Annotated in this window: 15 protein-coding genes; 3 read left to right on the top strand and 12 right to left on the bottom strand. The window is 40.0% G+C overall.

Annotated elements, in window-relative coordinates:
* Nucleotides 1-39: 39 nt before the first annotated feature.
* Nucleotides 40-1,335 carry a polyamine export protein PaeA gene (gene paeA, locus HMPREF0027_RS06915; RefSeq protein ID WP_005623446.1) on the bottom strand — a complete coding sequence of 432 codons (1,296 nt, stop codon included), beginning with the start codon at nt 1,333-1,335 and terminating at the stop codon, nt 40-42.
* 43 nt (nt 1,336-1,378) lie between these two features.
* A complete protein-coding gene (locus tag HMPREF0027_RS06910; protein ID WP_005623445.1) occupies nt 1,379-2,029 on the bottom strand; it encodes a TIGR01621 family pseudouridine synthase in 651 nt (216 codons plus the stop codon).
* A 49-nt stretch (nt 2,030-2,078) separates the two neighbouring features.
* Between HMPREF0027_RS06910 and HMPREF0027_RS06905 the strand changes: the two genes are divergently transcribed.
* The gene (locus tag HMPREF0027_RS06905; RefSeq protein ID WP_005623443.1) at nt 2,079-2,711 is read left to right on the top strand and encodes a histidine phosphatase family protein; all 633 of its coding nucleotides are present in this window, start codon (nt 2,079-2,081) and stop codon (nt 2,709-2,711) included.
* A 66-nt stretch (nt 2,712-2,777) separates the two neighbouring features.
* Here the strand turns inward: HMPREF0027_RS06905 and ruvX are convergent, their stop codons facing one another.
* The 3 genes from ruvX to rsmE form a co-directional block, all read right to left on the bottom strand.
* On the bottom strand, nt 2,778-3,191 hold the full coding sequence (gene ruvX / locus HMPREF0027_RS06900) for a Holliday junction resolvase RuvX (RefSeq protein WP_005623441.1): 414 nt from the start codon (nt 3,189-3,191) through the stop codon (nt 2,778-2,780).
* Between the two features lie 51 nt (nt 3,192-3,242).
* Nucleotides 3,243-3,803: a YqgE/AlgH family protein gene (locus tag HMPREF0027_RS06895; protein ID WP_005623439.1), complete on the bottom strand. Its 561-nt coding sequence runs from the start codon at nt 3,801-3,803 to the stop codon at nt 3,243-3,245.
* Between the two features lie 496 nt (nt 3,804-4,299).
* A complete protein-coding gene (gene rsmE / locus HMPREF0027_RS06885) occupies nt 4,300-5,031 on the bottom strand; it encodes a 16S rRNA (uracil(1498)-N(3))-methyltransferase (protein ID WP_044024347.1) in 732 nt (243 codons plus the stop codon).
* 336 nt (nt 5,032-5,367) lie between these two features.
* On the opposite strand from rsmE, the gene HMPREF0027_RS06880 reads away from it, so the two are divergent.
* Complete coding sequence (locus HMPREF0027_RS06880; protein WP_005623434.1) at nt 5,368-6,606, top strand: SPFH domain-containing protein; 1,239 nt, start codon at nt 5,368-5,370, stop codon at nt 6,604-6,606.
* A gap of 68 nt (nt 6,607-6,674) precedes the next feature.
* Here the strand turns inward: HMPREF0027_RS06880 and nrdB are convergent, their stop codons facing one another.
* The 4 genes from nrdB to HMPREF0027_RS06860 form a co-directional block, all read right to left on the bottom strand.
* Nucleotides 6,675-7,805 carry a class Ia ribonucleoside-diphosphate reductase subunit beta gene (nrdB, locus tag HMPREF0027_RS06875; RefSeq protein WP_005623432.1) on the bottom strand — a complete coding sequence of 377 codons (1,131 nt, stop codon included), beginning with the start codon at nt 7,803-7,805 and terminating at the stop codon, nt 6,675-6,677.
* A 430-nt stretch (nt 7,806-8,235) separates the two neighbouring features.
* Complete coding sequence (gene nrdA / locus HMPREF0027_RS06870) at nt 8,236-10,506, bottom strand: class 1a ribonucleoside-diphosphate reductase subunit alpha (protein ID WP_005623430.1); 2,271 nt, start codon at nt 10,504-10,506, stop codon at nt 8,236-8,238.
* A 216-nt stretch (nt 10,507-10,722) separates the two neighbouring features.
* On the bottom strand, nt 10,723-11,802 hold the full coding sequence (locus tag HMPREF0027_RS06865) for a metallophosphoesterase (RefSeq protein WP_044024346.1): 1,080 nt from the start codon (nt 11,800-11,802) through the stop codon (nt 10,723-10,725).
* Between the two features lie 192 nt (nt 11,803-11,994).
* Nucleotides 11,995-13,527, bottom strand: coding sequence for a catalase (locus tag HMPREF0027_RS06860; RefSeq protein ID WP_476723612.1), 1,533 nt, complete (start codon nt 13,525-13,527; stop codon nt 11,995-11,997).
* Nucleotides 13,528-13,749: 222 nt separating this feature from the next.
* On the opposite strand from HMPREF0027_RS06860, the gene htpG reads away from it, so the two are divergent.
* Nucleotides 13,750-15,627: a molecular chaperone HtpG gene (gene htpG, locus HMPREF0027_RS06855; RefSeq protein WP_005623420.1), complete on the top strand. Its 1,878-nt coding sequence runs from the start codon at nt 13,750-13,752 to the stop codon at nt 15,625-15,627.
* Between the two features lie 93 nt (nt 15,628-15,720).
* Here the strand turns inward: htpG and metC are convergent, their stop codons facing one another.
* The 3 genes from metC to nhaB all read right to left on the bottom strand — a co-directional run bounded on the left by metC (nt 15,721) and on the right by nhaB (nt 19,164).
* Complete coding sequence (gene metC / locus HMPREF0027_RS06850) at nt 15,721-16,911, bottom strand: cystathionine beta-lyase (RefSeq protein ID WP_005623417.1); 1,191 nt, start codon at nt 16,909-16,911, stop codon at nt 15,721-15,723.
* Between the two features lie 76 nt (nt 16,912-16,987).
* Nucleotides 16,988-17,527: a disulfide bond formation protein DsbB gene (gene dsbB, locus HMPREF0027_RS06845; RefSeq protein ID WP_005623415.1), complete on the bottom strand. Its 540-nt coding sequence runs from the start codon at nt 17,525-17,527 to the stop codon at nt 16,988-16,990.
* A 95-nt stretch (nt 17,528-17,622) separates the two neighbouring features.
* Nucleotides 17,623-19,164, bottom strand: a complete 1,542-nt coding sequence (gene nhaB / locus HMPREF0027_RS06840; protein WP_005623413.1) for a sodium/proton antiporter NhaB — start codon at nt 19,162-19,164, stop codon at nt 17,623-17,625.
* Nucleotides 19,165-19,196: the final 32 nt, after the last annotated feature.

Here is a 19,196-nt window from a genome sequence, read left to right as displayed (position 1 = left end):
CTTTTGGGGTCAGATCAAAGTCGGAGCTTTTTCACTATGCTAGTTTGCGATATCTTTACGGAAAGACACCATTAATTGGTCGATTTTAAAATTCTCAGTATCAATAATTTCAAATTTATACTGATCATAGAGAACAAAATCGGTTTTCTTTGGGATTTTGCGTAACATATACATCATAAAACCACCGATAGTTTCATAGTTTTCCGCATTCGGGAAACTTTCGATTTCTAACGCTTTCATCACGTCTTCGAGTGGTGTAGCACCGTCAATTAACCACGAATCTTCATCTCGGCGGACAATTTGTTCTTCTTCGGTTGAAACTAATTCACCCATCACGATACTCATTACGTCATTAAGGGTCAGAATGCCCACAACTAGTGCGTATTCGTTTACGATAACCGCAAAGTCTTCACCGGCGGATTTAAACAGCTCTAATACTTCGTAAAGTGACAACGTATCCGGAATAAAAAGCGATTTTTTCAGTAGTTTCGCATCCGTTAGCGACACGTTATCGTTTTTTAAGTACTGTGTCAGTAGATCGTGCGTTTCGATATAACCTAAAATTTTATCCAATCCGTCATCGCAGATCAGCACTTTGGAATAGGGATCTTCACCCAGTGTTTCCAGCACTTTTTCTCGATTATCTGTGCGGTTTAAAAACACAATATTTTCACGGGTAGTCATCGTTGATGTTACACGGCGTTCCTGCATTTCGAATACATTTTCAATGAGATAATGTTCTTGTGCTTTTAAAATACCGGCTTTTGCTCCCGCATCAACTACTGCAACAATATCTTCGGAGGTCATATTGTCTTGACGAACAGTAGAAACGTGAAATAACTTAAATAATGTGTTGGCAATCCAATCAAAAAACAGCACGAGCGGCTTAAATAATGCGATACAAAACATCATAATGCCGATGGTTCGTACTGCTACTTTTTCCGGGTATGTCATCGCAATACGTTTCGGCATTAAGTCTGCAAAGAGGACAAATGCCGAAGTGACAATGATAAAGGCAATCCAAGAAGCAGCGCCATCAACCCATTCTGCTTGCGTATATTTTGCAAGCAATTCGCTAAAGTAAGGATTTATCGCACTTTCGCCGACCACACCGCCAAGAATCGCCACCATATTTAAGCCGATTTGTACTACGGTAATAAAGCGCCCCGGCTGTTCTTGGAGCTTTAATACTTTTTCGGCTCGGAGGTCGCCTTTGTTAATCATTGCCTGCAATTTCAGCTTTCTTGCACCGGCAAGAGATATTTCTGAAGACGAGATAATCGCACTGGCAATAATCAGTAATAAGATAATCAAACTTGCTTCAAATAAGCTCATAAAATCCTCTTTTTGATAAGTTATGATGTATAAAATTATAGCATTAAATATTTTTTACAGACTCGGCATTGCAAATTTTTGCCCAAAATTGACCGCTTGTCGGTGGACTTTGGATACAAAAAGATTCACCTTGATATTCAAATTTTAGCTGATAAGCGTGTAAGTAAACCCGATCTGCTTCCGAACCAGTATAAAGCTGATCACCTAGAATTGGACTGCCTAAACTTTTCATCGCCACCCTTAATTGATGCGTTTTACCGGTTTTTGGTTGCAAAATAAAATGGCGTAAATTTGGCTCAACTGAATGCGAATTAAATTGAGTGACGGCAGGATTCTGTTTGCTATGGCAGAGCTTCCATGCACCGTTACGACTTTTTTGCATATCACTGATAATTTTACCTTGTTTCTTTTTTGGTTTTTGATTGCTTAATGCCCAATAGGTTTTTTCGATTTTATGTGGTTCGAACAGATGGTAAAAGTTCACTGCTGCTTGTTTATTTAGGGTAAAAATTAATAAGCCTGAGGTGACTTTATCTAAGCGATGTACCAGCCATACTTGTTCCACTTGTAATTGTTCGGCGAGTTTTTCGGTTAATCCGACTGCTTCCTCGTCTTTGTGCACACTTACCCCAACGGGTTTATCAATCACAACAAAGTCGTGATGTTGGAAGCAAATAGTCAATTTTTCAGTCATTTTTTGCTATACTCCGATAAATTTTGTCTATTTTAACAGGGAATTGAATATGGCACTCAACATTTATTTAGTCCGCCACGGGAAAACCGTTTGGAATTTAGAAGGTCGCTTACAAGGCTCAGGCGATTCACCTTTGGTTGAAGAGGGGATTGAAGGGGCAAAAAAAGCGGGTAGAGCGTTAAAAGAGGTTAAATTTGCCGCTGCCTATTCCAGTATGCAAAAACGTGCGCAAGATACTGCAAATTATATTTTGGAGGAAAATAACGAGAAGAACACGCCTCACTTTCACCATTTCGGTTTAAATGAGTTTGATTTTGGACTCTGGGAAGGCACGAAATCGGTTGATTTACACTCAAATGATGAATATTGGACGATGAAAAAAACACCGGCGGAATATAGTGCGGAAACCAATGGCGGTGAAACTTATGAAGATCTTTATAACCGTGTGATTAAAGTCTTTAATCAAATTGCACAGTTACATCAAGATAATGAAAATGTACTGATTGTTGCGCATGGTATGACATTAACCGTATTAACTGCCGTATTGAGAGGTTTGCATTGGTCGGAATGTCGTGATGAAACCAAACACAGTTTTGTGATTAACACTGCCATTAACCAAGCGGTCGTTGAGAATGGGAAGGCTGAATTAGTCGAGTTTAACCGCACGGACCATTTGGCTTAGACTTGCAAAAAAATCCAAAAATTAGACCGCTTATTTGCGTTGTTCAAATGAGCGGTCTTACTATTTTTATTGGGCTTCAAACCAGCTTTCTAAAATTAAGCAGGCGGAAATCGAATCCACTTTATCTTTCTTTAAGGCTTTGTAACCGCCTCGTTCAAAAATTTCCGCTTTCGCTGATACTGTTGTGAGGCGTTCGTCTTGTAACTCAACCGGCAAATTAAAGCGTCCGTTTAAGCGATTCGCGAATTTTTTCGCTCGTTGAGTGAGTGGTTGTTCTGTGCCATCCATATTTAGCGGTAAGCCGACCACCAACCGTTCCGGTAGCCATTCTTGGATCACTTTTTCAATTTGATCCCAGTTAGGAATCCCGTCTTGCGCTTTAAAAGAGGAGAGTCCCTGTGCGGTGCCGGTAATGTCTTGCCCAACGGCACAACCGATGCTGTAAGTGCCGAAATCAAATGCGAGAATTGTTCTTGCCATATTATCCTTTTGCAAAGAATTGTTTATTTTTGACCACTGTTTAAGTGGTCATTAGGCTCTGCCCGCACGGGCTAACACACCTGAAATACCAAGCATTTCATTTGCTTCCACCCAACGCTCTAAATAACCGGTTTCAAATAAGGTTTTTTCGTTCGCATCGGAAACCAACCAGTAATTGCGTGCAATTTCTTGCTCGAGTTGTTCCGGTTTCCAGGTGGCACAACCTAAACAGACAATAAATTTTTCCGGTGCTTCCAGTTTACCAAGGCTGTCTAATACGTCGCCGGAGGTCGTTAGCAAAATATTATCAGTCACGCGATAACTATGTAAAAATTCTTGCTCAGTTTTAGTGTGAATAATAAAGCCGCGATCTTGGCTGACCGGCCCGCCGCTTAAGACCATTTGATCTTTATGATAATTACGTTGATTTGCCATTTGGAAATCCATACGGGTAATCAATTCTAAAACGGATAAATCGGTCGGCGTGTTAATCACTAAGCCCATCGCACCATTATTGTTATTTTCGCAGATATAAACCACAGTGCGATCAAAGTAATCGTCATCAATTTCCGGTGTTGCAATCAAAAATTTGCCTTGTAAATTTCCTAACATATATCCTCATTAAAGAAGAAGCGATCAGAAATGTAAAAAATTTATCAATTCTGACCGCTTATATGGTTATTTTCAGTCGTTACTTAATGCTATTTGGCTTTAGAGCCTTTGTTAAGTAACCAATGATTAAAATAAAACAAAGAACCATTAGAATACCGATAGTAAGTCCCATATTTCCCCCTAATCTTCGAAACTATTCGAATATTGATTGAAATAACAGTAGAACAATATACACAGATGCAAAGCAATATCAAGTTAAAAAACTTGATTGATAATTCAACATTACTATATGCGGTAACAGGCATTGCTAAAATAGCAATTTTAGTAAAATCATCTAACATTTTAGCCCAAACTTCTAACATAGATTTTTTTATTGGAGATTGAAACGGATTGAAGATCATAGAAGCCCTATTTGATTAAATTACCGATACCTGATTGTAAAATAGGCATTTTTTTTACAAGTGACTTAATACAATTCTTCGATCCGGATCGAAAATTAAATATCTCCAAAACAAACCTGTAGAGCGGTAATTGCCGTAAGTGAGGCGGTTTCTGTACGAAGTACACGTTTGCCGAGTAATACTTCGGTAAAGCCTTCGGTTTCGGTCATTGCGATTTCTTCAGCGGATAAGCCGCCTTCCGAACCGATTAATAAACGTACGCCGGCTTCAGGCACATTGGGCAGCTGGCGAATGGTGTATTTCGCACGAGGATGCAGATTTAATTTCAGCATGTCATCTTGTTCTTTACACCAGTCAGTCAGTTTCATGAACGGGCGAATTTCAGGAATTTCATTACGTCCACATTGCTCGCAAGCGGCAATCGCAATTTTTTGCCATTGTTGTAGTTTTTTGTCTTGGCGTTCATCGTTCAGTTTCACTCCGCAACGTTCAGAACAAAGCGGCGTAATGGTTTTTACGCCTAATTCAACTGATTTTTGAATAGTAAATTCCATCCGATCGCCGCGAGAAATCACTTGCCCTAAGTGAATCGGTAAATTGGATTCACGATTATCCAATTCGCTACTATCAATTTTTGCAATAATTTGCTTTTTTCCAACCGCTTGTAATGTGGCGTGGAAAATATGGTTTGAGCCGTCAAATAAAATAATTTGGTCGCCTTCCGTCATACGTAATACACGCCCGACGTGATTAGTTGCATCTTCACTTAAAATACAACGGGTTTGATTCGCTAATAATTCAGGATGGTAAATTCTTGGAATGCGCATAAGATATTCTTTCATTAACAACAATATGCCTATTGTAATGGAAATTGCCTGTTAAATAAATTTTTGCAAAATATTTCTAGAATTTAACCGCTTGATGGCGTAAATTGATAGGGATTCATTCTTTCAAAAGGAGGCTAAGTTATGGATTTTATTTATATCGTAGTGGGTGTTGCGCTGATTGCTATTTTAGTACTTTCATTGGTAATTGCATTGCTATTTCGCCGAGTGGTGAAAACTAATGAAGTACATATTGTACAGTAGGGTGGGAAAACCACCTCTTATGGCAAAGATACCGGAAATGGTAACGTTTATTATGCGTTTCCTTCATGGTTGCCAGTGATTGGTGTGAGTACGATTGTGCTGCCGGTTTCGGTATTTTCTATCAAAATTGATAATTACGAAGCATATGATTTAGAACGTTTGCCTTTTGTGGTAGATATCACCGCTTTCTTCCGTGTATCCGATTCAAATCTTGCCGCACAACACGTGTCGGATTTCCATGATATGAATATTCAATTGGTTGATATTATTCAAGGTTCGGTGCGTTCGATTCTTTCAAGCCGTAATTTAAACGATATTTTACAAGTACGTTCGGAATTGGGCGATGATTTTACCCAAGCGGTCAAAGAGCAATTGAAAAATTGGGGGATTGAGCCGGTTAAGAATATTGAATTGATGGATATTCGTGACAGCGGCAATTCGAAAGTGATTTTCAATATTATGGAAATTAAAAAATCATTTATTGAAAAAGAGAGCCGTGTCGAAGTTTCTCGTAACCCAAAAGAAGCTCAAATTGCGGAAATTGAAGCGAAAAAAGAAGCGGATGTAAAACGCCAAGAAGCGGAAAAAGAAGTCGGCTTAAAAACGGTAGAAAATCAACGAGAAGTGGCGGTATCTAACGAACAAGCGCAACAGTTGGTGAAAGAGCAAGAAAAAATTACCAAAGAACGTGAGATGGAAGTCAAACGTGTTGCGGAAGTAAAACAAGCGGAAATTGCCAAAGATGTTGAAATTGTAAAAGCGGATCAGGAAAAACGTACGCAAGAAATTAAGGCGGAAGCAAATAAAAATGCGTTAATTATTGATTCTGAAGCTGAAAAACAACATCAAATTTTAGTTGCGGAAGGTGAAAAACAAAAAGCGTTTTTAGCGGTTGAAGCATTGCTTGAAACAAAAGATAAAGAAGCGCAAGGTATTGCGAAAATAGGTTCGGCGGAAGCGGAAGCGAAGCAAAAACTGGAGATTTCATTAGTATCCGGTCAAATTGAATTAGCGAAAGAAATCGGTGGTAATGAAGGTTATCAAAGCTACTTGATCAGTATTCGTCAAATTGAAGCAAATCAGGCGATCGGTATTGAACAAGCGAAAGCGCTTTCAAATTCGGATATGAAATTTATCATTAATGATGAAAAAGTGGATAAAGGCATTCAGCGAGTGGGTGAATTATTCAGTTCGACCGGCGGTACTAAAATTGCTGCAACGCTGGAAGGATTAAACCAATCAGACTTAGGGAAGGCATTAATTGGTAAGTTTTTAGGTACTAACGGCTCGGAGCCTAAAGCATCGGATAAATAGGTTAAACAAGCGGTTGAATTTTCTCTATTTTTTGCAAAAAATAATGGAAAACGACCGCTTGTTTTTATTTAAAGTTCAAAATTATCAAAATCGTTAGTATCGACTTTGGCATCGATTTGCCCAACCAAATAGGAACTTACTTCGACTTCTTGCGGTGCAACTTGTACGTTATCAGACACCAACCAAGCGTTAATCCACGGAATCGGATTTGAAGAAGTTGCAAAAGGGCGGGGTAATCCGACCGCTTGCATTCGAATATTAGTAATATATTCGACATATTTCACCAAAATATCTTCATTTAAACCAATCATTGAACCGTCTTTAAATAAATACGCCGCCCATTCTTTTTCTTGTTCTGCCGCTGCAACAAAAAGATCATAAGCTTCTTGTTTACATTCTTCGGCAATTTCCGCCATTTCCGGATCGTCTTGTCCGGCTGCCATAATGTTCAACATATTTTGTGTGCCGGTTAAATGTAGGTATTCATCACGTGCGATGAATTTAATAATTTTAGCATTACCTTCCATTAGCTGCCGTTCAGCAAACGCAAAAGAACAAGCGAACGATACGTAAAAACGAATCGCTTCCAGCACGTTCACACTCATTAAGCATAAATAAAGTTGGCGTTTTAAGTTGCGTAAGGTCACTTGGTATTGCTTGCCGTCCACCGTATAACAACCTTCTCCGTAGAGTGTATAAAGTTGCGAATCTCGAATTAAATCATCGTAGTAGCAAGAAATATCTTTCGCACGTTTAATAATTTCTTCGTTAGTCACGATATCGTCAAACACAATCGACGGATCATTCACGATATTACGGATAATATGCGTATAAGAACGTGAGTGGATCGTTTCGGAAAACGTCCAGGTTTCGATCCAAGTTTCCAACTCCGGAATCGATACTAACGGCAAAAATGCCACGTTCGGGCTGCGACCTTGAATAGAATCAAGTAATGTTTGATATTTTAAGTTACTGATAAAAATATGTTTTTCGTGTTCCGGCAATGATTGGTAGTCGATACGATCTTGCGAGACATCAACTTCTTCCGGACGCCAGAAAAATGAGAGTTGTTTTTCGATTAACTTTTCAAATAATTCATATTTTTGTTGGTCATAACGGGCGACATTGACGTTTTGCCCGAAAAACATCGGTTCTTTTAATTGATCATTTTTATTTTGTGAGAAAGTGGTGTATGCCATGTTATCTCCTTTTTAAATAATTACCCTCACCCCTTGTGGGAGAGGGACAGATTTTTCTTCGTACAGAAGAAAATGAGGGAGAGGGGAAAATATTAATAAGTTTGCTGTGTAACGACTTTGCAAAATTTTTCACAAATTCGACCGCTTATTACCCACGCACGGCAATCCGTACGTGGTTAGGATCAGCCTTCGGCTGAGTGAGCCACGCTGTGGCTCTTAAAATTCTCTGATTGTTTCTGTGTTCTTCGTAGTTATTTTAATTCGATTTGTTGATAACACTCGACTTTGCTTATAACTGTCCGAAATATCATAATTTTTTAATATTTAAAGGAAATCCCCATCTTTAGCAAAGAGGCGGGCATTATAAGGTTTCTAGTCGCTATGGATAAGAGGCGATTGCTATCTTATCCACTAACGAATAACCTAAACACTAAATTTTACAGGCTCCACCGGCACAACCGTCATTTAAATCTTGTTGGGAATCTTCCGCTCCGTCTCTGGTATTTTGGTAATAGAGCGTTTTTAATCCGTATTTATAAGCGGTCAGTAAATCGGCAAGTAAGCGTTTCATCGGTACTTTGCCGTCTTCAAATTTTTGCGGGTCATAATTGGTATTTGCCGAAATCGCCTGATCAATGAATTTCTGCATAATACCGACCAGCTGTAAGTAACCGCTCATATCTGGGATATCCCATAATAGTTCGTATTGTGAACGGAGCTTTTCATATTCTGGCACAACTTGTTTTAAGATACCGTCTTTTGAGGCTTTAACACTCACGTAACCACGCGGCGGTTCAATGCCGTTGGTTGCATTGGAAATTTGCGAGGAAGTTTCTGACGGCATTAATGAGCTTAAGGTTGAGTTACGTAAGCCGAATTGTTGAATCTCCGCACGCAAACTTTCCCAATCATAATGTAGAGGCTCTTGAGTCAGGTTATCCAATTCTTTCTTATAGTTATCAATAGGTAAAATGCCTTGAGCATAGCTCGTCTCATCAAATAACTTACAAGCCCCCTGTTCTTTGGCTAAATTGAGCGAAGCTTTCAGCAAATAATATTGCATTGCTTCAAAGGTTCTGTGCGTAAGCGCATTGGCAGAACCGTCCGAATAACGCACGCCGTTTTTCGCTAAGTAATAAGCGTAGTTGATTACCCCGATGCCAAGCGAACGGCGAGCTAATGCGGCGTGTTTTGCCGCTTCCACAGGATAATCTTGATAATCTAACAAGGCATCTAGTGCGCGTACCACTAAGTCGGCAAGCGGTTCAAATTCATCTAAATTTTGCAAAGTACCTAAGTTAAATGCTGAAAGGGTACAAAGTGCGATTTCTCCGTTTTCATCGTTAATATCGTTCAGTGGTTTGGTCGGCAATGCGATTTCTAAACACAAATTGGATTGTCTGATTGGTGCAACTTGTGGATTAAACGGTGAATGCGTATTGCAATGATCGACATTCTGAATATAAATACGACCGGTTGAAGCGCGTTCTTGCATGAGCAGTGAAAATAACTCAACCGCTTTCACACTGCGTTTGCGAATAGTCGGATCTTGCTCATATTGCAGATAAAGTTGTTCAAATTTGTCTTGCTCAGCAAAAAACGCTTCATACAAACCATCGACATCAGACGGGCTGAATAAGGTGATTTCGCCACCCTTAATTAAGCGTTGATACATCAGCTTATTGAGCTGTACCCCGTAGTCCATATGACGGCAGCGGTTGTCTTCTATACCTCGATTGTTTTTTAACACCAATAAACTTTCCACTTCCAAGTGCCATAGCGGGTAGTAAACTGTTGCAGCGCCACCACGCACACCGCCTTGCGAGCAAGATTTCACCGCACTTTGGAAATGTTTATAAAACGGAATGCAACCGGTATGGAAAGCTTCTCCTTGACGAATCGGGCTGCCTAAGGCACGGATTGCACCGGCGTTAATGCCAATGCCCGCACGTTGCGACACATATTTAATAATTGCAGCAGAAGTGGCATTGATTGAATCCAAACTATCACCGCATTCGATCAGTACACAAGAACTAAACTGACGGGTCGGTGTTCTCACCCCCGACATAATTGGGGTCGGCAATGAAATTTTGAAGCTTGAAGTCGCATCGTAAAAACGTTTTACATAATCTAAACGCGTGGCTTTCGGATATTTCGAAAACAAGCAGGCTGCCACTAGCAGATATAAGAATTGTGCCGACTCATAGATCTCTCCGGTCACTCGATTTTGGACTAAATATTTTCCTTCGAGCTGTTTGACCGCCGCATAAGAAAAATCCATATCTCGGCTGTGTACGAGGAACTCATTCATTAACTGCCATTCTTGTTCAGTATAGTCGGTTAACAGCGCTTGATCGTATTTACCGAGTGCAACCAGCTTTTTAATATGAGTGAATAAATGAGGTGGGGTGAAGTCCCCGTAAGCTTTTTTACGCAGATGAAACATCGCTAAACGCGCAGCAAGATATTGATAATCCGGCGTTTCGGTACTGATTAAATCAGCGGCAGCTTTGATGATTGTCTCGTGAATATCAGCAGTACGAATACCTTGGTAAAACTGAATATGGGCGCTCAGTTCCACTTGTGATAGCGATACATTCTGTAAGCCTTCGGCAGCCCAAGTAATAACACGATGAATTTTGTCCAAATCAAACGGCTCTTGTTGCCCGCTACGTTTGGTTACCATCAATGTTTTCTGCATAAAATGTGTCTCCTTTTATCTTATTACTTAACCACTATATGTTGTGGTTTTGAAGTTCTTATATACAAGATATTGTTTTATTTGGGAGTGTGCAAGCAGAAAATTTTGTAAAAGGATATTGACAAAAGATAAGTGATTGAAGATAGGACGATTCGAGAAATGTAAAAAAATAAACCCCTGAAAATCAATTCAGGGGTTTGCATAAAAAAATTAAGGTTATTTACCTTTCACATCAATAATAAAGACTTCCGATTGGGTGCCGAGCCGCATCGGGATACCCCAAAAGCCATAGCCTGAGGTGACAAAATAATGGCCTAAACCGATTTTTTCATAGCCATAGTGCAGTCGATAAATCACGTTAGTCATTAAATTTGCCGGAAAAATTTGTCCTTTATGCGTATGTCCGGACACCTGTAAATCAATCGGTAATTGTGAATGTTGCTCGATTTGCGTTGGGCGATGGTCAAGTAAAAACACCGGTAAATCCGAATTGACTGCCGTTAATAATTGAGCGGCACTCGGTCGGTTTTTTACGAGGTCATCGTTACGTCCGATAATGGTAAATTTTCCGTTAATTTCGACCGCTTGATCCCATAGTACTTGGATACCGGCTTTTTGAATTTCACTGGCAATCGCAAGCTGTTCGCCAAAGAAATCATGATTGCCTAAAGTGGCATAAACGCCTAATGGCGCTTTGAGTTTTGCAAAGTGCGGTTGCATATTTTCCGCGACATAAGTATCGGTATTATCGTCCATAATATCGCCGGGTAATAAAATCAGATCTACTTTTTGTTGGTTAAAGATCTCCGCTAATTTATCTAATTGCTTTGCACCGAACCATTGCCCTAGATGCAGATCACTTGCCACCCCAATACGGAGCGGTTGATCAAGTGGTTTATCCAACTGAACGGAATAATGCACTACTTTCGGAGTGTAAGCGTTATATAAGGCGAACCCAACAATACCGAAAAATGCGAAAGGATAGGTAATTTTTAAGGCAAAATTGACCGCTTGTTTGCCTTTAAATAAGCGGTAAATCATCGCACAAGCAAGGCTAACGAATAATGCAAATAGCAATAGGGCGAGCATTAGCGCCGTAATTCTAAAACCGTTAAATGTTCGTGTGACGGTAAGAATCGCTAAGCCATTTGCAGCTAAATAGCTAATAAATGTCACGATCTTACGTGATTTGGTAGATAAGTTGAATAGCCAACCTACGGTACGAGAAAAGTTAAATACGAGGCATTGCAAAACAAGAATGGCAATTCCCGTAGTGATGTAATAACGATATTCCAAAAGCTTTCCTTTTTGTTTAAAAATAAAAAACGTGGGAATTGTAACGCAGATTGATTTTTCAAACAAAAGAAAAGCCCTATCATGTAGATAGGGCTTTGATAGAGCAAATGCATTTATGTAAGGAGGACTACTGTGTGCGATTATCTCGTGGGTTTTTGAACAGTTGCATTTGCTAATTTGGTGACTTCTAAATTAGAAGTTAGGTTTTAATAAACCCAGTTGACCCATTGCTGGATCAGTATTGTATGCTTCCATTGCATCGGCAACGGTCATACCTAATGCTTTTGCAACGCCTTCCCCGTAAGCCGGATCACAGAAGTAGCAGTTACGAATATGGCGATATTTAATAAAGTCTAACGCATCACCCATACCAGCAGCGGTATTCTTGAATAGCGCTTCTTTTTCTGAGTCAGTCATATTGTTGAGTAACACACGTGGTTGGCTGAAATAATCCGCATCGTCTTGGCGGAAATCCCAATGTGCCGCATCACCGTTAATTTTGAGTGGCGGTTCTGCAAATTGTGCTTGTTCTTGCCATTGACCGAAGCTGTTTGGTTCATAATGCAAAGTTGAACCGTAGTTACCGTCCACTCGACCTTGACCGTCACGCGCATTGCTGTGAACCGGACAACGAGGCGCATTTACTGGAATTTGGTGGTGGTTCACACCTAAACGGTAACGTTGTGCATCCGCATAGTTAAATAAACGAGCTTGTAACATACGGTCCGGAGATACGCTGATACCCGGTACTAAGTTGCTCGGTGCAAATGCAGATTGTTCAACGTCTGCAAAGAAGTTTGCAGGGTTACGGTTTAATTCCATTACGCCCACTTCGATTAACGGATAATCCGATTTTGGCCATACTTTGGTTAAGTCGAACGGGTGATATGGTACTTTTTCCGCATCGGCTTCCGGCATCACTTGGATATAAAGTGTCCATTTCGGGAAATCGCCTTTTTCGATTGCTTCGTATAAATCACGTTGGTGTGATTCACGATCGTTAGCGATAATTGCCGCTGCTTCTTCGTTGGTTAAGTTCTTGATACCTTGTTGGGTACGGAAGTGGAATTTCACCCAGAAACGCTCGTTATCAGCGTTAATCATACTATAAGTGTGTGAACCGAAACCGTGCATATGACGATATGAAGCCGGAATACCACGCTCAGACATTACGATCGTCACTTGGTGAAATGCTTCCGGTAATAACGTCCAGAAGTCCCAGTTGTTTGTCGCACTACGCATATTGGTGCGCGGATCACGTTTAACTGCTTTGTTTAAATCCGGGAATTTGCGTGGGTCACGTAAGAAGAATACCGGCGTATTGTTGCCTACTAAGTCCCAGTTACCTTGTTCGGTATAGAATTTAACTGCGAAACCACGGATATCGCGTTCCGCATCTGCTGCACCACGTTCACCGGCTACAGTGGTAAAACGTGCGAATAATTCGGTTTCTTTACCTACTTGGCTGAAGATTGCCGCTTTAGTGAATTTAGTGATATCGTTAGTTACAGTGAATTTACCGAACGCACCGGAGCCTTTAGCGTGCATACGACGCTCAGGAATCACTTCACGTACGAAGTTGGCTAATTTTTCATTTAACCATAAGTCTTGTGCAAGTAACGGACCGCGAGGGCCGGCAGTTAAACTATTTTGGTTATCAACAACAGGCGCACCGTTGTTCATAGTTAATGATGTATGATGGAATGGACATTTAGACATAATAATTACCTTGAAATGTTAATAGGTTTAATGTATGGATATATTATTATTGATTGGTTTTATTTTGTAAAACTATCAATTTGATAGAAAATAGCGATTAAATTAGATTTTTTAATAGGAAATAACTTTGAGTTTATGGCTTGAAAAGTAAATCGCTTTTCCCCATTTATTAAAGCGTTTGAAAGCGGTGAAATACCGCTAATTTTTTGCAAATTAAAAGAGGATAAAATGAGTACAAATCAAGAAACAAGAGGCTTTCAATCAGAAGTAAAACAACTGCTTCAATTAATGATCCATTCACTTTATTCAAATAAAGAAATTTTCTTACGTGAATTAATCTCTAATGCGTCCGATGCAGCGGATAAACTGCGTTTTAAAGCGCTTTCAAATCCAGCCTTATATGAAGGTGACGGTGAATTGCGTGTCCGAGTGAGTTTTGATGAAACGCTAGGAACGCTGACGATCAGCGATAACGGTATTGGTATGAACCGTGAGCAAGTGATCGATCATTTAGGCACGATTGCTAAATCCGGTACCAAAGAATTTTTAAATGCTTTAGGTACGGATCAAGCGAAAGACAGCCAATTAATCGGTCAATTCGGGGTCGGTTTTTATTCGGCGTTTATTGTAGCGGATAAAGTGACGGTGAAAACTCGTGCGGCAGGTGAAACCCAAGGTGTGGTGTGGGAATCTGCAGGTGAAGGCGATTACACGGTGGCGGATATTGAGAAAGTGACACGTGGTACGGAAGTGATTTTACATCTGCGTGAGGATGAAAAAGAATTTTTAAGCGAATGGCGTTTACGTGAAATTATTGGGAAATATTCGGATCATATCGGTTTACCGGTTGAAATCCAAACTACAGAATATGATGAAGAAGGCAAAGCAAGCGGTCAAAAATGGGAAAAAATTAACAAAGCGCAAGCACTTTGGACTCGCTCAAAAACCGAAATTTCAGATGAAGAATACCAAGAGTTCTATAAGCATTTAAGCCACGATTACAATGATTCACTTATTTGGGCGCATAATAAAGTGGAAGGTAAACAAGAATATACCAGCTTACTTTATGTGCCGGCAAAAGCGCCTTGGGATCTGTTCAATCGTGAGCAAAAACACGGCTTAAAACTTTACGTTCAGCGTGTATTCATTATGGATGATGCCGAAGTGTTTATGCCGAATTACTTACGTTTTATGCGAGGTTTATTAGATACGAATGACTTGCCGTTAAACGTTTCACGTGAGATTTTACAAGAAAATAAAGTTACCGCTTCACTACGTTCGGCATTAACTAAACGAGCATTGCAATTATTGGACAAATTAGCCAAAGACGACCAAAGCAAATACCAATCCTTTTGGAATGAGTTCGGCTTAGTGTTAAAAGAAGGTGTTGGCGAAGATTTTGCTAATAAACAACAAATTGCGTCATTATTCCGCTTTGCTTCAACCCAAACTGATTCTAGCGAACAAACAGTAAGTTTGGCGGATTATATCGGCAGAATGAAAGAAGGCCAGAAAGCGATTTATTTCTTAACCGCTGATAGTTATGTGGCAGCGAAAAATAGCCCGCACCTCGAACTGTTTAATAAGAAAGGCATTGAAGTGCTACTATTATCTGATCGTATTGACGAGTGGGTAGTTGGTCATTTAACTGAATTTGACGGCAAACCGTTGCAAAGTATCACTAAATCAGATTTGGATTTAGGCGATCTTGCCGATAAGGAACAAGAAGAAAGCCAAAAAGCGCAACAAGAGGAATTCGGATCTTTCCTTGAACGTGCGCAAGGCTATTTTGGTGACCGTGTGAAGAAAGTGGTATTAACGCATCGCTTAACCGACACGCCGGCAGTGGTTTCAACCGATAGTGATGAAATGACTACGCAAATGGCAAAACTGTTTGCTGCAATGGGACAAAAAGCCCCAGAAATGAAATATACATTTGAGCTAAATCCGGATCATCGTATGGTTAAGAAAATTGCAGATCTTACTGATGAAACAGAATTCAATGATTGGATTGAATTATTGTTTGAACAAGCATTGCTTGCAGAGCGTGGTTCATTAGAAAATCCGGCAGCATTTATCAAACGTATGAATAAATTACTTGGTTAACTGCTAGAGATATAAAAAAGGCTATCAAAAGATAGCCTTTTGTATTTAACTAAAAATTGCAAATTTTTCTGTAAATTTGACCGCTTGTCACACTTATTTTAAACGCTCAAAGCCTTTTTCTAAATCGGCAATCAGATCTTCAACCGCTTCTAAACCAACGTGAATGCGAATCAGTGTACCGTTGAGTTTTCTTTCGATCGCCGAGCGGATGCGAGTAATTTCTTCCGGTTGGTTAGCTAAAATCAGTGATTCAAAACCGCCCCAAGAATATGCCATGGTAAATAATTCGAAATGATCTAAAAAGTGGGCTAATTGTTTATCGTTTAACTTTTGGTTAAGTTCGAATGAAAACAGACCGCTTGCCCCTTTAAAATCTCGTTTGAAAAATTCGTGCCCCGGGCAGCTTGGTAACACAGGGTGGAAGACTGCTTTCACTTCCGGACGCTGTGCCAGCCATTGCGCCACTTGAATTGAACGTTCTTGGTGTTCTCTCAAACGAATACCGAGCGTGCGTAACCCTCGTGCTGTGGTATAAGCGGAATCCGCATCAACCATTTGCCCCATCAAATATGAACGTTCACGAAGCTGATCCCAACAACGCGCATTAGATACGGCTGTGCCAATCATCACATCAGAGTGACCGACCAAATATTTAGTGCCGGCTTGAATCGAAATATCAATTCCGAATTCAAGTGCCGGGAAAAGTACACCGCCCGCCCAAGTATTATCGATCATAATCACGATATCTGGATTGACTTCACGAGCGACTCGAACCAAAGTCGGAATATCCGGCACTTCCATTGTTAGTGAGCTTGGCGATTCTAAAAATAGAACTTTAGTATTCGGCTGAATTAAGGCTTGAATCCCTTCACCGATGAGCGGATCGTAATAAGTGGTACTTACCCCGATATTTTTTAAGATAACGTTACAAAAATCTTGGGTCGGCTCATAAGCTGCCCCAGTCATTAATACGTGATCACCTTGAGCAACAAAAGCCAAAATGGAATTGGTTACGGCTGCCGCGCCACACGGATAAAGGTAACAGCCTGTTCCACCTTCTAATTCACACATTGCATCTTGGAGAGCGAAATGGGTAAGCGTGCCTCGTCTGCCGTAAAATAATTCACCTTTATAGCGATTGCGAGTGGCATTCTTTTTTTGTGCAACTGAGTCAAACACTAAAGAAGAGGCGCGTTGAACGACAGGATTGACAGAACCTTGGGTATAACGAGATTTACGTCCGGCATGGACAAATTTGGTTTCCAGTTGAGAGAAATTTGACATTGTGTTTCCTTATTGTAGTTATAAGAAAGCGGTCTGATTTCTGCAAAATTTTGCAAAAATTCGACCGCTTGTAAGGTTATCTGAATACGCTACGATATTGTGGTTTGGCACGTTTGAATTGGCTGATGAGTACGATAACAAAAGCAAGTGCGAACATTGCGAAGGCAACGATAAGCCATTCCGGCATGCCTAAGCCAAGCATTTCCCATTGTTTCTCACTACAATTTACCGGGCCAGGTGCAAAAATACTTGGGAACCATTGATCAAACGGCATTGTTTGTGGAAATTCTGGTTTAAACTCACATTGATTCCAAGGAGAAGGATTTGCTTGATAATCATGGTGTTTGACTGCTAATGCAAGCCCTTTAAAGGCACTGAAGCCCCAAATGAATAAAGCAAGCCAGCGAGTAAGAAAAAAGCGAGGGGAGATAGAAGCAAGTAAACCGGCAATGATAAGTCCTAAAATCGCAAGACGTTCATAGACACACATGACACAAGGAACTAATTCCATTCCGTATTGGAAATAAATACCAGTTGCTTCGAGAGCAAATGCAATAAAAGCAAGTAATAGCCATGCTGTGCGATTTAATGATAGTTGTTTGAAATAGCTGAGCATAAGAGTTCCTTTAGTTTGAATTATATATGCATTGTACCTGATTTTACTCAGCTTTCGTAAAAAATCTCCCTAAAAGTAGGGAGATTTTTTAGCGTTTAGCGACTGATAATCCAGCCCCAATTTGTCATGATTTCTGTAAACGGAGGAAGTAAATATTCCAATGTGAAGAAACCGACAATCGACAATACGATAGTATAAGGTAATGTCATATACAACATTCTGCCGTATGAGAGTCGGATTAACGGCGCAAACGGTGAAGTGAGCAAGAATAAGAATGCTGCTTGTCCATTCGGTGTCGCAACAGAAGGTAAGTTCGTACCGGTATTAATTGCCACCGCAATTAAGTCGAATTGTTCACGACCAATAATGCCTGAGGTTAGCGCATTTTTTGCTTCGTTAATATAAACCGTTCCTACGAATACATTATCGGATACCATAGAAAGTAAACCGTTAAATACATAGAACAAGGCTAATTGAGAATGTGCATCCGCAGAGAGTACGAATTGGATAATCGGTTCAAATAATTTAAGATCCACAATTACCGCAACCACAGTAAAGAATACTACGATTAACGCAGTAAACGGCATTGGTTCTTGGAATGAACGACCGATTACGTGTTCATCTATGATGCCACAGAATGCCGTACAAATGATGATAATCGTTAAACCAATGATACCAACATCAGCAAGATGGAATGCAAGCCCGATAATTAACCAAATACCGGTAAGCGCTTGAATGCCCATTTTTACACGGTCTTGCTGGGTCATACGTTGTTCTTTTAATAAATTATAACGTGCGAGAACACCCCATACACGACGTGGTAAACGCTCACCGTAACCGAATAATTTAAAGTGTTCTAATGATAAACACGTGATGACACCGAAAAGTAAGACAGGTAAGCTTACCGGTGCAACACGTAAGAAGAATTCAACAAAGCCCCATTCGGCTTGACCTGCAATGATTAAGTTCTGTGGCTCACCTACCATTGTCATTACGCCACCTAATGCACTACCTACAGCCGCATGCATCAACAGACTACGCAAAAATGCTCGGAATTGTTCGAGAATTTGTTTATTGGTAACGATTTTTTCGTCATTAGTAATATCTGTAGAATCCTCAAAGCTATTACCTGAAGCCACTTTATGGTAAACACCATAGAAGCCGGTACCAACACTAATGATAACGGCAATAACCGTTAACGCATCTAAGAATGCAGATAAAAAAGTTGCGCTAAGACAGAAAGCAAGAGAAAGAACTTTTTTAGAATGAATAGCAATAAGTAATTTAGTAAAAACATATAATAACAATTGCTTCATAAAATAAATGCCGGCAACCATAAACATTAACAATAAAATAACGTCAAAGTTTGCCATTATTTCTTCTTTTACATGGTGAGGACTGGTCATGCCGATAATAACTGCCTCAATCGCTAATAAACCTCCGGGCTGAAGCGGATAACATTTTAGCGCCATTGACAAAGTAAAAATAAACTCGGCAACTAATACCCATCCGGCAACAAAAGGGCTAATAAAGAAAAAGACAAGAGGATTAATAACTAAAAAAGCCAAAATAGCTAATTTATACCATTCCGGCGCTTTACCTAAAAAGCTTTTAAATATAGCATTCGAGCTATGCATTTAAAGTTCTCCTTGTAAATAAAAAAATATAA

This window comes from Actinobacillus ureae ATCC 25976 (assembly GCF_000188255.1).
GTDB lineage: Bacteria > Pseudomonadota > Gammaproteobacteria > Enterobacterales > Pasteurellaceae > Actinobacillus > Actinobacillus ureae.
Note: the sequence above shows the minus strand (reverse complement) of the source record. Positions and strands in the feature narration are given on the sequence as shown.

Coding starts and splice junctions, on each gene's coding strand:
- metC (WP_005623417.1), bottom strand. CDS start 16,911: ATGTCAAATTTCTCTCAACTGGAAACCAAATTTGTCCATGCCGGACGT.
- paeA (WP_005623446.1), bottom strand. CDS start 1,335: ATGAGCTTATTTGAAGCAAGTTTGATTATCTTATTACTGATTATTGCC.
- nrdB (WP_005623432.1), bottom strand. CDS start 7,805: ATGGCATACACCACTTTCTCACAAAATAAAAATGATCAATTAAAAGAA.
- dsbB (WP_005623415.1), bottom strand. CDS start 17,527: ATGCTCAGCTATTTCAAACAACTATCATTAAATCGCACAGCATGGCTA.
- HMPREF0027_RS06910 (WP_005623445.1), bottom strand. CDS start 2,029: ATGACTGAAAAATTGACTATTTGCTTCCAACATCACGACTTTGTTGTG.
- ruvX (WP_005623441.1), bottom strand. CDS start 3,191: ATGGCAAGAACAATTCTCGCATTTGATTTCGGCACTTACAGCATCGGT.
- htpG (WP_005623420.1), top strand. CDS start 13,750: ATGAGTACAAATCAAGAAACAAGAGGCTTTCAATCAGAAGTAAAACAA.
- nrdA (WP_005623430.1), bottom strand. CDS start 10,506: ATGCAGAAAACATTGATGGTAACCAAACGTAGCGGGCAACAAGAGCCG.
- rsmE (WP_044024347.1), bottom strand. CDS start 5,031: ATGCGCATTCCAAGAATTTACCATCCTGAATTATTAGCGAATCAAACC.
- HMPREF0027_RS06895 (WP_005623439.1), bottom strand. CDS start 3,803: ATGTTAGGAAATTTACAAGGCAAATTTTTGATTGCAACACCGGAAATT.
- nhaB (WP_005623413.1), bottom strand. CDS start 19,164: ATGCATAGCTCGAATGCTATATTTAAAAGCTTTTTAGGTAAAGCGCCG.
- HMPREF0027_RS06905 (WP_005623443.1), top strand. CDS start 2,079: ATGGCACTCAACATTTATTTAGTCCGCCACGGGAAAACCGTTTGGAAT.